We start from the raw sequence: 13,548 nt of genomic DNA, 5'->3' as shown, positions 1-13,548 counted from the left end.
TCGATCGTTCAGCGTCGGCGGGGCCCATCCATGTCCGGCCGCCAGCGAGATCTCCATGCGCCTGCTTACCCGCGTTCTAGCCATCTGTTGTGCGCTCGTCTCCCTGCCGAGCGTCGCAGTTCCTCTGTCCGATCTCTACAAGGTGCGCCAGCCGGTTTCCAGCCAGCAGCCGGCCGACCGTGAGCAGGCGTTGCGTCAGGCATTCGATACCCTGCTGCTGCGCTTGACCGGTGAGGAGCAGAGCGAGCAGGCGTCGGTCGCAGCGTTGCGTGACGATCCGCAGCAACTGATCAGCCGATATGCCTATGAAGGGGACGCGGTCATCGTCGATTTCGACCCTCATACGACCGAGCGGGCGCTGCGTTCGGCGGGCCTGTCGCTCTGGGGAAGCGATCGTCCGAGCATCATGACCTGGTGGCTGGTCGAGTCACCGGACGGCACTCAGCTGGTAGGCGACGCGCAGGAGGGGTCGAAGACCCTGCAGACGGCCGCCCAGCACCGGGGCTTGCCTTTGCGCCTGCCGCTGGCCGACTTGAGCGAGCAGCTTGCCGCCACCCGCGAGGCCCTGTCGGCGAGCGATCCGCAGGCGCTGCGCGATGCGTCCGAGCGCTACGATGCCGACGGGCTGCTTGCGGTGATGGTGCGACAATCCGATGAGAACTGGGAAGCCAGCTGGCAGTTCTGGCTGGGTGATGAGCGGGCCGGGGAGAAGGTCAGCGGCGACAGCCGCGAGGCCGTTGCCGACCAGGTCATGCTGGCTGTCAGCCGCTTCCTGGCGCCGCAGTATCGCGTCGCACCAGGCGCCAGCGAGGAGATCACCCTGGAGGTGATGGGCGCCAACGTGGCGCGTTTCGCCGAACTCGACCGACTGCTCGAGCCATTCGACGGCCGGCTGCAACGGGTCGAAAGCGATCGGTTGGTGTATGTGCTCCGGGCGAGCCCCGAGCAGCTCCGTGCCCAGCTTGCGCTGGCGCGCCTGCAGGAAATGACCGAAGAAGAATGGCAGGCCGCGCAACCCATCGATGCACAAGCGTCAATTGGCGAGCCTGACGAGGCGGAGGCTCAACCGGGGCAGGATCAACCGACTGGGCAGCCACAGGAACCCGAACCTGCGCCGCAGGAAGAAGCGGGTACGGTGATGCGCTACCGCTGGTAGCGACAAGGACTCAGGGGTTGCCAGCGCCAGCGGCGAACGTGGCAATCGAAGCTCAGTACAGGGGATGTTCCGAAACATGACGATCGATCGAACGAGCCGCTGGCTGCCGCTGGTGGTTCTGCTGCTGCTTGGTGCGCTGCTGTATCAACTCTCGCCTATCCTCTCGCCGTTCCTGGTGGGCATTCTCCTGGCCTACCTGGGAGATCCGCTGGTCGATCGCCTCGAACGCTGGGGCGCGTCTCGAACCTGGGGCGTGATTCTGGTGTTCACCCTGTTCAGCCTGATTCTTCTGCTACTGCTTGTGGTCTTGCTGCCCATGCTGGGCCGACAACTGATGCATCTGTACGAGCTTGCGCCGCTGGCACTCGACTGGCTTCAGGTGACGGGCCTGCCCTGGATCCAGGCGCAGTTCGGCCTCAGCGAGGAATTCTGGCGTTTCGACCAGATCAAGAGTGCCTTTTCCGCCAACCTGGGCAGTACCAAGGACATTGTCACGGTGATTCTGAGCCAGGCCACCGCGTCGAGCCTCGCGCTGCTGGCCTGGCTGGCCAACCTGCTGCTCGTGCCGGTGGTTTGTTTCTACCTGCTGCGTGACTGGGACCTGATCATGGCGAAGTTGCGCGGGCTGCTGCCGCGCCGTCGCGAAGAAACCGTAATGGGCCTGATGCGCGAGTGTCATGAAGTCATCGGTGCCTTCCTGCGCGGACAATTGCTGGTGATGCTGGCGCTCGCTGTGGTGTATTCGGTTGGTCTGATGCTGGTTGGCGTCGATCTGGGATTGCTCATCGGGGTGCTGGCCGGGCTTGCCAGCCTGGTGCCCTATATGGGCTTCGTGGTCGGCATCGGCGCGGCGATCATCGCCGTTCTGTTCCAGTTCGGCCTCGAACTCTATCCGCTGTTGGGGGTGGTGGCGGTATTCACGGTGGGTCAGATGCTCGAAGGCATGCTGCTGACACCGTTGTTGGTGGGCGACCGCATCGGCTTGCACCCGGTCGCGGTGATCTTCGCGGTGCTCGCCGGAGGACAACTGTTCGGTTTCGCCGGCGTTCTGCTGGCCCTTCCGGTTGCAGCCGTGATCATGGTGCTGCTGCGCCACGTCCACGATCTCTATAAACTCTCCGACCTTTACGCAGAGCCGCCAGGCCCAGGCACACCGGTCGAACCTCCCAAGCAATGAAACCCATCCAGCTCCCCTTGGGGATTCGTCTGCGCGACGATGCCACCTTCGCCAACTTCTACCCAGGCGCCAATGCCGCGGCGCTTGGCTACGTCGAGCGCATCTGCTCGCCCGAGGCGGGGTGGTCAGATGAGCTGATTTATCTATGGGGGCACCTTGGCGTGGGCCGCAGCCACCTGCTGCAGGCGGCTTGTCTGCGTGTCGAGCAGCGCGGCGAGCAGGCCGTCTACCTGCCGCTTGCGGAGGTCGCTGAATACGGGCCGGCGCTGCTCGACAATCTTGAGCAAAGCGAGTTGGTGTGCCTCGATGACCTCGATGCCGTCGCCGGCGACCCGATCTGGGAAGAAGCGCTGTTCCACTTGTTCAATCGCTTGCGCGACAGCGGTCGGCGCCTGCTGCTCGCGGCCAGCAATTCGCCACGGGAGATCGCGGTAGCGCTGCCGGACCTGAAGTCGCGGCTGAGCCTGGCCTTGGTGTTCCAGCTGCAGTTGCTCTCCGACGAGGACAAGCTGCGCGCGCTGCAGCTGCGCGCGTCCCGCCGAGGGCTGAACCTGCCGGACGATGTCGGTCGGTTCATCCTCACCCGTGGCACGCGCAGCATGAGTGCCTTGTTCGAATTGCTCGATCGCCTGGATCAGGCCTCGTTGCAGGCACAGCGCAAGCTGACCATTCCCTTCCTGAAGGAAACGCTGGGCTGGTAGCCGACCGGCCCTCGATCAGCTTTCTCCGGCCTGTTTGCGTTCGTACTGATACGCCCAGCGCGTGTAGAGCAGGGCGCTGACGAACAACGTCAGGCTGACCAGCGCCTCGACCCATCCGTACAGCATCCGTGCCGGGTCTATCGCGGCCAGGACGCCTTGGATGAAGTACAGATTCACGATGAAGCAAGTCCAGGCGTGCGCCCGAGGGCTACCGGCGATCATTCCAGGCGCGACCAGTAGCAGGGGAACCAGCTGGATGCCGACCACCACCCAGGTGCGCGCACCATGCAGGTCGGCGAAGGCCAGGTTCCAGACCAGCAGGAGTACCGCGAGGCCGACGAAACTCGCCAGTGCAACGGCACGGCTGAGCCGGACCCTCGGTGCGAGCCAGTCGAGTGATGGCAGAGGCTTGGGCGTTCTAGCCAAGGTTGTTCTCCAGGCGCTTGGCGGTTTGTGCGAGTCGCGTACCGAGCGCACGGCACAGGGCGATCTCCTGTTCGTCCAGGGCGCGCTTGCCATCGGCGCCGGCATGATGGCTCGGGCCGTACGGCGTACCGCCGCCACGCGTCTCCAGCAGGGCGTTTTCGCTGTAGGGCAGACCGAGCACCAGCATCCCGTGGTGGAGCAGCGGCAGCAGCATCGACAGTAGGGTCGATTCCTGGCCGCCATGCAGGCTGGACGTGGAAGTGAATACGCCGGCGGGCTTGCCGACCAGCTCGCCGGTGAGCCAGAGCCCGCTCGTGCCGTCGAGGAAATATTTCATCGGGGCAGCCATGTTGCCGAAGCGGGTAGGACTGCCGAGGGCCAAGGCGGCGCAGTGCTTCAGATCGTCCAGCGTGGCGTAGACCGCGCCTTCATCAGGGATTGCCGGCGCCACCGCTTCACATTCCGTCGAGACGGCCGGAACCGTGCGCAGGCGAGCCTCCAGACCGGCCTGCTCGACACCGCGCGTAATCTGTCGGGCCATCTCGGCGGTCGCGCCGTGGCGGCTGTAATACAGCACCAGAACGTACGACGCGCTCATGGCAGTAGCTCCAGCACCTTCTCCGGCGGGCGGCCGATCACGGCACGGTCACCGGAAATGAAGATGGGGCGCTCGATCAGGCGCGGGTGAGCGACCATGGCGGCGATCAGCTCCGCGTCGCTGAGGCTGGCATCAGCGAGGCCGAGCGTCCGATATTCCTCTTCCCCGGTTCGCAGCAACTGCCGTGGGCTGATGCCCAGGCGCGCCAGCAGGCGAGCAAGCTCCTCGGCGTCGGGAGGGGTTTCCAGGTAGCGAATGACGGTGGGCTGAACGCCGCGCGCTTCGAGCAGTTCGAGGGCGCCGCGCGATTTCGAACAGCGCGGGTTGTGATAAAGGATGTGGTCGGACATTCTGGGTTGCTTCCCGGCAAGTAAGTTGGCCATTCTAACCTTCAATGCCGCCTGGCCTGAAACGCCGCTCGGTCGTGCACGCTGGCAGGTCCGATCCATCGACGTGTCCGCGCCCGCAGGAGGCAATACCGCTTGCGAATCGTTTTGAGGAGAAGGCATGCATCAACGGCTACGTGACCTGGTCGATTTCGGCCGTTTCCTCGTCAAGCGATTTCTGGCAGATCGGGGCCCCCACAGCGCGGCTGCGCTGACCTATACCACGCTGTTCGCCGTGGTGCCGATGATGACCGTCACCTTCGCCATGCTGGCTGCGATTCCGGCGTTCCAGGGGGTTGGCGAGCAGATCCAGGGGTACGTGTTCAACAACTTCATTCCTTCGACCGGGGCGACGATCCAGGAGTACCTGGTGGCCTTCACGGACCAGGCGCGCCAACTGACCTGGTTCGGGGTGGGCTTCCTGATGGCGACCGCCCTTATGATGCTGTTGACCATCGAGAAGGCTTTCAACCTCATCTGGCGCGTCCGCCAGCCGCGCCGTGGGATGTCGAGCTTCCTGCTCTACTGGGCGATCCTGAGCCTCGGCCCCCTGTTGCTGGGGGCCGGCTTCGCGATGAGCACCTACATCACTTCGTTGTCGCTGATCTCGGGCCCCCATGCGCTGATAGGCGCCGGCACGGTATTGAAGATCATGCCACTGGTGTTCAGTGTCGCGGCGTTCACACTGATCTACGCCGCCGTGCCCAATACGCGTGTTCCGCTCAGGCATGCCGCGGTCGGCGGGTTGTTCACCGCGGTTCTATTCGAAGCCGCCAAACAGGCTTTCGGCCTGTATGTCAGCTATTTTCCAAGCTATCAGCTGATCTATGGTGCCTTCGCTGCGGTGCCGTTGTTTCTGCTCTGGGTCTACCTGTCCTGGATGATCGTGCTGTTCGGGGCCGAGCTGGTCTGCGGGTTGTCGTCATCGCAACAATGGCGGCGCCGCGCACTGCCCAGGCTGATCGTGATGTTGGGATTGCTGCGCGTGCTTTACGAGGGGCACCAGGCCGGTAGGGAGGTAGGGCTGCGTGATGCCCATCGCAAGGGCTGGCAATTGCCGGAGGATGAGTGGGACGAAATTCTCGAGTTCTTCGAACGTGAGCGGCTCGTATGCCGGACGGGTTCGTCCGCCTGGGTCCTCTGCCGTGATCTGAACAACTACAGTTTTGATCGCTTGCTGCAGAACAGCCCCTGGCCCTTGTCTGCGGTGCATGACTTGCCCGAACAGCTCGACGAACCCTGGTATCCGCCCTTGCGCCAGGCGCTGGAACTGCTACGCAAGGAACAGGCAAACCTGTTTGGCGGTAGCGTGGCCGACTGGCTGCATGCGGAGCGCACCTGATTTGAACGGTATGAAAAAGGAAAACACGATGATTTCAAGGTGCATGGGCTTATTGGCCTGCCTGGCACTGGTCGGCTGCAGCGAGAGCTGGGGTCCTGATGCGCGCGGCCAGGAAGTTGCCGGCCGGGACCTGGAAGGCGACTGGGTGCTGGTGAACTACTGGGCGGAATGGTGTGGTCCCTGTCGTACCGAAATTCCTGAGCTCAACGCGCTCGACGCATCGAGCGAAGACATCACCGTCCTGGGTGTGAACTTCGACGAGCTGCAGGGCGAGGAGCTGGTAGCGGCTGCAGAAGCGCTCGGCATCCGTTTCCGGGTGCTGAGCGTGGACCCGACGGAGCGGCTCGGCTTATCGCGCAGCGCCGTCCTGCCCGTGACGGTGATTGTCGGTCCCGACGGCGAGGTGCGTGAGAGTCTGGTTGGCGAGCAGACCCAAGAAGGCTTGCTGGCACGCCTCGATACGCTGCGCAAGGGCGGTTAGGACGACTCGGCCGCTATCCGGCACGACACCCTGCGTGGCTAGCCCTCGACCTGCTCATGGTTTCAGGGGCGCACATACCAAAAATCCTGCCAGAAGCCCAGGACCTTGGCCGGATAGTGAGGTTTGCCCAGGCTGCCGTTATAGCGCGCAAGGGCCCGGTTGATGTCGCCGTTTTCCTTCTTCAGGTAGTAGCTGAGGATGGTGCAGCCGTAGCGCAGGTTGGTGGCGTTGTCGGTCAGATTGTCCTGCGGTCGCCCCAGCTCGGCCTTCCAGAAGGGCATCACCTGCATCATGCCCTGAGCGCCGACGCTGGAGATGGCGAAGCGGTCGAAGTGGCTCTCTGCATGTATCAACGCAAGGACCCACTCCGGCTTCAGCCCGGCTTTGCTGGCCTCCTGATGCACCAGGCGCAGCAGCGTCAGGCGCTCCCCAGCATCAGGCATGAAGCGCTTGAGGCGCGTCGACATGTCCAGTAGCCAGACTTCGGCATCGAAGCGGTCCTGGAAACTGCCCGCTTCGGCCACGGTGCGTTGCATGAGGTCCCGCAGTTCCGGCTCGGGAGCCTGGCGGATCGAGGCGCTTGCCTGCATGGCGACGACCAGGGTCAGCGCGCAAAGCCAATACGGATACTTCATTGGCTCAGCCGTCTTCGCCCGGGTCTCTGGCCTGGCGACCTGCGTCCTGCATCAGTGCACGCAAGAATTCCTGCTGCAGGTCGGGATCGTTGCGGGTCAGTTCGATCAGGCTCTGCTCCAGCTCACTGGCTTCTTCCTCAAGGCCCAATTCGGACAGACGCTTGACGCGGTGCACCCACTGCTCGACGTCGTCTCCTTCGAGGTCGTCGAAGATGAGGTCATGCGCTTCCAATAGCTTGCTGCGCAGATTGCGGCTGACCAGAAGTACCGCGTCGGCCTGCGTGCCGTCCTCGGGATCACGCACCTGCAATACCAGCCGGCCAATCTGGCTGATGTCCTGCTCGGGGAAGGGGCCGTCGAGCAGGTTGAGCCGAAGCACGCCGTTGCGATCGGTACTCAGCTCGTGCAGCTCGCTGCCGGCTGCCACCTGCACCGGGCGTTCCGCCCAGGGTAGGCTCGTGTATTCGAGTCGGGCGTCGCGCCGCTGCTCCTCCAGGCGAGCCAGGTTCTGCTGCGAACGCCCGTTGGATTCGGTGTTGAGAAACGGGTTGAGGCCTGCGAACCCATAGCTGATCCAGTCGCGTGTTGCGCTTTCCGGCAAATTGCCCAGCAGCACGACGTTGAGCACATTGGCGCCGACACCGGCCACGATGGCGACCGCACCCAATGGGATCTCGTACAGCTCGCGCCAGGGCTGGTAGGGCGTATAGCGATCGTAGCGACGCGTGACCTCGAAATCGGTAACCTCGAAGGTCTTCTGGTCGAATATGCGAATTCGCCGCTGTGGCAGTTCCAGCACGGGCTCGCCAACTTCGATACGCAGGCTGTGATCGAGCAGCTTGCGCTCCGTTCGGGCCTCGTTTTCGCTGCGTTGCGGCAAATGGTTGGCACAGCCTGCGAGCAGAAGCGCCACGCAGAGCGTGGCGCAGGTTGAAGCATGAGCACTTCGGTTGAGCATGATGTCCGTCAGCGTTTGATACGCGAATTGATGAACTCGAGGATATCGGCAGCTGGAACGGCCTGGGCTTCCGCGTCGCGGCGATGCTTGTATTCCAGCGTGCCTTCGGCCAGCCCTCGGTCGCCAATGACGATCCGATGCGGAATGCCCACCAGTTCCATGTCGGCGAATTTGACGCCCGGACTGGTCTTCTTGTCACGGTCGTCGAGCAGAACTTCGAAACCGGCGGCGCAGAGTTGGTCGTAGAGCGCATCGGTTGCCTGACGAACGGCCTCGTTCTCGTACTTCATCGGTACCAGTGCGATCTGGAAAGGCGCCAGGGCGTCCGGCCAGAGAATGCCTCTGTCGTCGTAGTTCTGTTCGATGGCCGCCGCCACGACACGCGAAACGCCAATGCCGTAGCAGCCCATGGTCAGGGTGACCGGCTTGCCGTTCTCGCCCATGACCTGGCAGTTCATGGCCTGGCTGTACTTGGTGCCGAGCTGGAAGATATGCCCCACCTCGATACCGCGCTTGATCACCAGCGTGCCCTTGCCGTCCGGGCTGGGGTCGCCGGCCACCACGTTGCGCAGGTCGGCCACCTCGGGCAGCGGCAGGTCGCGTTCCCAGTTGATGCCGAAGTAGTGCTTGTCATCTTCGTTGGCGCCGGCAGCGAAATCGTTCATCAGCGCTACCGAACGGTCAATGACGCAGGGGATCGGCAGGTTCAACGGGCCCAGAGAGCCAGGGCCGGCGCCGATGGCGGCACGGATTTCCTCATCCGTGGCGAACATGAGCGGGCTCTCGACCTGCGCCAGGTTCGCCGCTTTGATTTCGTTCAGCTCGTGGTCGCCACGTACGACCAGGGCAACCAGCTGACCTTTCTCGATGCCGCGGACCACCAGGGTCTTGATGGTCTTCTCGATCGGTAGCTGAAACTGCTCGACCAGCGCGGCAATTGTCTTGCAGTTTGGTGTGTCGACCAGACGCAGTTTTTCAGTGGCGGCGCCACGCTCGGTCTCTCGCGGTATGGCTTCGGCTTTCTCGATATTGGCGGCGTAGTCGGAGCTGTCGCTAAACGCTATGTCGTCTTCGCCGGATTCGGCCAGTACGTGAAATTCATGCGAGCCGGTACCGCCAATGGATCCGGTATCGGCCTGGACGGGACGATAGTCGAGGCCCAGGCGCGTGAAAATGTTGCAGTAGGCCTGATGCATGCGGTCGTAGGTCTGCTGCAGCGAGTCCTGATCCAGATGGAAGGAATAGGCGTCTTTCATCAGGAATTCGCGCCCGCGCATCAGGCCGAAGCGCGGGCGGATCTCGTCACGGAACTTGGTCTGAATCTGGTAGAAATTGATGGGCAGCTGCTTGTAGCTGTTGAGCTCGTTACGTGCGAGGTCGGTGATGACCTCTTCGTGAGTCGGGCCGACGCAGAACTCGCGATCATGGCGATCCTTCAGGCGCAGCAGCTCAGGGCCGTACTGGACCCAGCGTCCCGACTCCTGCCACAGCTCGGCCGGCTGGATTGCCGGCATAAGCACTTCGAGTGCGCCAGCCTTGTTCATTTCGTCGCGCACGATCGCTTCGGCCTTGCGCAGTGCGCGCAGTCCCATCGGCATCCAGGTGTACAGGCCGGAGGCGAGCTTGCGGATCATGCCGGCACGCAGCATCAGTTGATGGCTGATCACCACCGCATCGGAGGGTGTTTCTTTGAGGGTCGAGAGCAGGAACTGACTGGTGCGCATCTGGCCGTTGTGTCCTTGCAAAGCTGGGAATTTGGCCCGGCATTGTACGGTGGCGGTCGGGTGCCGTACAGAATCGTTCCGTCTATGCGGATGAAACGAAGAAGCCCGGCGGGTGCCGGGCTTCCTGTGTTGCACGAGTAACGATGCGGAGCGGTGTTACAGGATGCTCAGCGGGTACTCGACGATCAGACGGGTGTCGCTCAGGTCGTTGTCCAAGCCGTTGGTGGCCTGGTAGAAGGCCTGACGTACGCGCAGGGACAGGTCCTTGGCAGGGCCCTCCTGGAAGACGTACTTGGCTTCGATGTCCCACTCGGATTCTTCTGCGTCAGGATTACCAGCGCCCATATTGATGTTGCTACCGTCGATGTAACGGGTCATGAAGCTAAGACCCGATACGCCGTAGGCCGCCATGTCGAGGTCATAGCGGACCTGCCAGGACTGCTCGTCTTCATAGTAGAAGTCGGAGTACTGAACGGAGTTGCCCAGCCATACGGTGCCGCCGCCGTCGATGCCGTAGATGTAGCCGTTGGTGTCAAAGCCGCCGTGAGACTTCTGGTAAGCGACCGTGAAGCCATGAGCGCCAAGCGAGTAGGTGGCTGCCAGGCTCCAGATGGTGTTGTCCTCATCGCTGCCAGTGCCAGTGATTTCGGAATCGTAGTCGCTTTTGTAGATGTTGAAGTCGAACGCCAGCGATTGGTCGTCAGCAAGCGCCATATTGTAGTTGGCGTTACCATAGATCTTTTCGAACGCGTCTTTTACGTCCGAGTAATACAGCGAGGTGCTGAAGTTATCGGTAAACGCATAGGTGCCGCCGACGAAGTTGATTTCGTCCAGGCCAACCGAGTCGTGGTCTGCTTCGGATTTCGCGCTCAGAGAGGTGAAGCGACCGACGTTCAGTTCGAGCCCTTCGATTTCGCTGCTGGTCAGCAGGGCGCCGCGTGCGGTTTCCGGCAGCAGGCGAGCGTCATCGGTAGAGAAGACCGGCAATGCAACAAACTGCGTGCCGTACTTCAGTACGGTGTCTGAAAGACGGAACTTGACGGCCGCTCCAGCCTGGGAATAGTCGTCCTGCGGCCGACCTTCGCCGTCTCGCGGGAAGACATCGGGCCATGCGCGATCGGTACCGCTGTCGAGCTTGACGCCCAGCAGGCCGATGGCATCGACACCGACACCGATGGTGCCCTGGGTGAAGCCGGACTCGAAGGTGCCGATGAAACCATGGCCCCAGGCTTCGCGATAGCTCTGGCCGTTCTCTGTCTCATCGCCACCGGCGCCGTTGTCACGGAAGTCACGGTTCATGTACAGGTTGCGGTTGAGGATGGTCAGGCTGCTGCCTTCGACGAAGCCTTCCGATTCGGACTGGCTGGACGCCAGCGCCATTTGCGACGTGCCGGCCGCAACGGCCATGGCGATAACGCTCCACTTCATCACTTTCATGCGTGATTGCTCCTTTGGTTTCAAATTGGTGCTTGCTTTCCTGCGTGCGCCGGAAAGAGGCATCTTATTGGTCGTATACAAGCTCAATTCAATCCATGTCTGCCTAGCTGGTCGTAAACCTGCAGCAAGCCTAGGAATGTATTTCCGAGAATTACTGTGTAGCTGGGTAAACTTGCGACGGCAAGCTTAGCGCAGTCATTACAGTTTTTCTCCCCCCTAAATTCGTGCCCTGCAGACGGTTAGCAATAAGCGTGCACAAACTCCCAATGCCGTTCGGCTGGTGGTCCGATGTGCTGAATCGCCGCCGCTCTGCGCCAATATCGGGCCTGGGAACGGTATGCGTGCCTCGATCCGGTGCGCTGTCGGAGACTGTTTGCCGGGTGGCTGCAAGGCTATGCTTGATTCAGGACGCAGGCCATTGCCTGTACATGAGATATATCTGCGGGAGTGAGACTTAATGTTTGAACTGGACCCACGCCTTGAGCACGATACGGTTGCTATCGGGGACTTTCCGTTGTGTCGCCTGCTATTGATGAACGACGCGAATTATCCGTGGTTCATTGTCGTGCCGCGTCGGGAGGAAACCAGCGAGTTGTTTCAGCTGGATGCCTCTGATCAGCAAGCGCTGTGGCGCGAGGCGACCGCTCTGGCTGAAATCGTCAAGGACACTTTTCAGGCGGACAAGATGAACGTTGCAACGCTGGGTAACGTTGTCAGCCAGCTGCATGTCCATGTGATCGCCCGCCGGCGCGGCGATGCGGCATGGCCTGCGCCGGTCTGGGGGCATCGTCCGGCGCAGCCTTACGCGGCCGAGCAGGTCGCTGCCATCAGGCGCAAACTCGAGCTGGTCATGACTGGCGAATTCAGGTTTTTGGAGTAGACGATGGAAATGGAGCAGCGTATCGCCGACCTCGAAACACGGTTGGCCTTTCAGGACGACACCGTTCAGGCGCTCAACGACGTCCTGGTCGAACAGCAGAAGGTGATCGAACGCCTACAGGCTCAGGTCGAGGTGCTCGCGCGGCGGCAAGCGGAACTGCAAAGCACTGTGGGTGGGGAATCGGAAGAGGTGCCGCCGCCGCATTATTGACATGCGGTCGGCGGCATGGGCGCATCAGGAGGCCGTCGCAACCACGTCTTCGGCCTGGAGACCCTTGTCGCGCATCATGATGGTGAACTCGACCCGCTGGCCTTCGATCAGCACGCGGTGGCCTTCCCCGCGAATGGCGCGAAAGTGCACGAAAACATCATCACCGCTATCGCGCGAAATAAAGCCGAATCCCTTTGACGTGTTGAACCACTTCACCGTGCCGGTTTCACGTCCCACTGCCGGTGCGCTGGACCGTGCCCGAGGCTTTGCAGGGTTCGCCGGCGTTTTGGTCGTGCGTACGGCGGGCACCCTGTCACTTTGCGCCGCACCGAGGTGAAGCAGCACGGCTACCAGTGCCAGTGCGACGCTGGCGAGCGTGGCCGGCTGACCGGCCAGCAGGCCGATGGGGGCCAACAGTACGAGGACCTGCACAACGGCTGCGACGATTAGCAGGATTGACGCGCCGATGACCACGGTACGCCCGTTGCTGATAGTGTTTGCCGAGGCGGCGAATTGCGCATTGAGCAAGCCGATGAACAGCAATGAAAGCGCGTCCGAGTGCGTCAGAGGTGACGGGCCACCCATCAGGCTGGGGGCGAATGAGAGCAGGAGCGCGGCGGCTCCGATCAGAACATGAATGACTCTAAGCATTGATTGAAACTCACAGTTAAATAGCGAAGAACACGACGGCCGCGGGCGTGAATCGCAGACTGGAAAAGCGCTGCGCGTTTGGAGAAGTGCCTGTGGCGACGCGGGCGTATTTAACAGCAAAGAAGAAGGGCGCTCAAACCGCGGTAGCAGCATAGAAGTGCGCTTGAGCGGGGGGGCGAGGGGAGGCGAAGCCGGGATTGCCGGCTCCACCAGGGTAACAGTCAGCCGTTAGGCGGCCAGCAGGCTACGCAGCATCCATGCGGTCTTCTCATGGATCTGCATGCGTTGCGTCAGCAGGTCGGCGGTAGGTTCATCGCTGACTTTCTCTAGCAGGGGGAAAATGCCGCGCGCGGTGCGTACGACCGCCTCCTGGCCTTCGACGAGCAATTTGATCATCTCGTCTGCAGACGGGATGCCTTCTTGCTCCTTGATCGAGGACAGACGCGCATAAGCCGAATAGGTGCCCGGCGCGGGGAAGCCAAGCGCGCGGATCCGTTCAGCAATGTCATCGACTGCAGTAGCCAGTTCGGTGTACTGGGTTTCGAACATGGTGTGCAGGGTGTTGAACATAGGCCCTGTCACGTTCCAGTGAAAATTGTGCGTCTTGAGGTAAAGGGTGTAGGTGTCGGCCAGCAAGCGGGACAAGCCCTCGGCAATGGCGGCGCGGTCCTGTTCGGCAATACCGATGTCGATTTCCATGGTGGTCTCCCGTTGGTGAATATGGCTGACAGTTATGCCAGAAAAACGGCTCGAGCGGTTAAAGGTGCGTTTTTGCCGCACGGGCCT

At 62.0% G+C, this 13,548-nt stretch carries 16 protein-coding genes; 7 read left to right on the top strand and 9 right to left on the bottom strand.

The annotated features are described in order from the left end of the window. The first annotated feature begins 55 nt into the window (after positions 1-55). The 3 genes from MST27_RS04685 to hda all read left to right on the top strand — a co-directional run bounded on the left by MST27_RS04685 (position 56) and on the right by hda (position 3,034). The gene (locus MST27_RS04685) at positions 56-1,156 is read left to right on the top strand and encodes a DUF2066 domain-containing protein (protein WP_243604844.1); all 1,101 of its coding nucleotides are present in this window, start codon (positions 56-58) and stop codon (positions 1,154-1,156) included. Between the two features lie 76 nt (positions 1,157-1,232). Next, positions 1,233-2,333, top strand: a complete 1,101-nt coding sequence (locus MST27_RS04680; RefSeq protein WP_243604843.1) for an AI-2E family transporter — start codon at positions 1,233-1,235, stop codon at positions 2,331-2,333. After that, positions 2,330-3,034, top strand: coding sequence for a DnaA regulatory inactivator Hda (hda, locus tag MST27_RS04675; protein WP_243604842.1), 705 nt, complete (start codon positions 2,330-2,332; stop codon positions 3,032-3,034). Before MST27_RS04680 ends, hda begins: the two co-directional genes overlap by 4 nt. A gap of 15 nt (positions 3,035-3,049) precedes the next feature. Here the strand turns inward: hda and MST27_RS04670 are convergent, their stop codons facing one another. Genes MST27_RS04670 through arsC form a run of 3 tightly spaced genes read right to left on the bottom strand, consistent with a single transcriptional unit; the run spans position 3,050 to position 4,408 of the window. Further along, the gene (locus tag MST27_RS04670) at positions 3,050-3,460 is read right to left on the bottom strand and encodes a DUF2069 domain-containing protein (RefSeq protein WP_243604841.1); all 411 of its coding nucleotides are present in this window, start codon (positions 3,458-3,460) and stop codon (positions 3,050-3,052) included. Beyond that, a complete protein-coding gene (gene wrbA, locus MST27_RS04665; RefSeq protein ID WP_243604840.1) occupies positions 3,453-4,058 on the bottom strand; it encodes an NAD(P)H:quinone oxidoreductase in 606 nt (201 codons plus the stop codon). Before wrbA ends, MST27_RS04670 begins: the two co-directional genes overlap by 8 nt. Then, entirely contained in the window at positions 4,055-4,408 is a 354-nt protein-coding gene (gene arsC / locus MST27_RS04660; protein ID WP_243604839.1) for an arsenate reductase (glutaredoxin), read from the bottom strand. Before arsC ends, wrbA begins: the two co-directional genes overlap by 4 nt. Positions 4,409-4,565: 157 nt before the next feature. Here arsC and MST27_RS04655 point away from each other — a divergent pair, with 157 nt between their 5' ends. Then, positions 4,566-5,786, top strand: a complete 1,221-nt coding sequence (locus MST27_RS04655) for a virulence factor BrkB family protein (protein ID WP_243604838.1) — start codon at positions 4,566-4,568, stop codon at positions 5,784-5,786. A 28-nt stretch (positions 5,787-5,814) separates the two neighbouring features. Further along, positions 5,815-6,267 (top strand): TlpA family protein disulfide reductase, encoded by a 453-nt coding sequence (locus MST27_RS04650; RefSeq protein ID WP_243604837.1) that lies wholly within the window; start codon positions 5,815-5,817, stop codon positions 6,265-6,267. 62 nt (positions 6,268-6,329) lie between these two features. On the opposite strand, the gene MST27_RS04645 is transcribed toward MST27_RS04650, so the two are convergent. From MST27_RS04645 to MST27_RS04630, 4 genes are all read right to left on the bottom strand, one after another. Continuing rightward, complete coding sequence (locus MST27_RS04645; RefSeq protein ID WP_243604836.1) at positions 6,330-6,902, bottom strand: lytic transglycosylase domain-containing protein; 573 nt, start codon at positions 6,900-6,902, stop codon at positions 6,330-6,332. 4 nt (positions 6,903-6,906) lie between these two features. Then, positions 6,907-7,860, bottom strand: a complete 954-nt coding sequence (locus MST27_RS04640) for a hypothetical protein (protein ID WP_243604835.1) — start codon at positions 7,858-7,860, stop codon at positions 6,907-6,909. Between the two features lie 8 nt (positions 7,861-7,868). Next, positions 7,869-9,584: a proline--tRNA ligase gene (locus MST27_RS04635; protein WP_243604834.1), complete on the bottom strand. Its 1,716-nt coding sequence runs from the start codon at positions 9,582-9,584 to the stop codon at positions 7,869-7,871. 156 nt (positions 9,585-9,740) lie between these two features. Beyond that, positions 9,741-11,021 (bottom strand): OprD family porin, encoded by a 1,281-nt coding sequence (locus MST27_RS04630; protein ID WP_243604833.1) that lies wholly within the window; start codon positions 11,019-11,021, stop codon positions 9,741-9,743. 457 nt (positions 11,022-11,478) lie between these two features. Here MST27_RS04630 and MST27_RS04625 point away from each other — a divergent pair, with 457 nt between their 5' ends. Next, the gene (locus MST27_RS04625; protein WP_243604832.1) at positions 11,479-11,901 is read left to right on the top strand and encodes an HIT family protein; all 423 of its coding nucleotides are present in this window, start codon (positions 11,479-11,481) and stop codon (positions 11,899-11,901) included. A 3-nt stretch (positions 11,902-11,904) separates the two neighbouring features. After that, positions 11,905-12,111: a SlyX family protein gene (locus tag MST27_RS04620; RefSeq protein WP_243604831.1), complete on the top strand. Its 207-nt coding sequence runs from the start codon at positions 11,905-11,907 to the stop codon at positions 12,109-12,111. 24 nt (positions 12,112-12,135) lie between these two features. Here the strand turns inward: MST27_RS04620 and MST27_RS22400 are convergent, their stop codons facing one another. Both MST27_RS22400 and MST27_RS04610 read right to left on the bottom strand, forming a co-directional pair. Further along, positions 12,136-12,762: a cold shock domain-containing protein gene (locus tag MST27_RS22400; protein ID WP_275973090.1), complete on the bottom strand. Its 627-nt coding sequence runs from the start codon at positions 12,760-12,762 to the stop codon at positions 12,136-12,138. 228 nt (positions 12,763-12,990) lie between these two features. Further along, positions 12,991-13,461, bottom strand: a complete 471-nt coding sequence (locus MST27_RS04610; protein WP_243604830.1) for a Dps family protein — start codon at positions 13,459-13,461, stop codon at positions 12,991-12,993. Positions 13,462-13,548: the final 87 nt, after the last annotated feature.

The sequence above is a fragment of the Stutzerimonas marianensis genome (assembly GCF_022810315.1).
Lineage (GTDB): Bacteria > Pseudomonadota > Gammaproteobacteria > Pseudomonadales > Pseudomonadaceae > Stutzerimonas > Stutzerimonas marianensis.
This window is presented reverse-complemented; position numbering and strand designations above follow the sequence as displayed.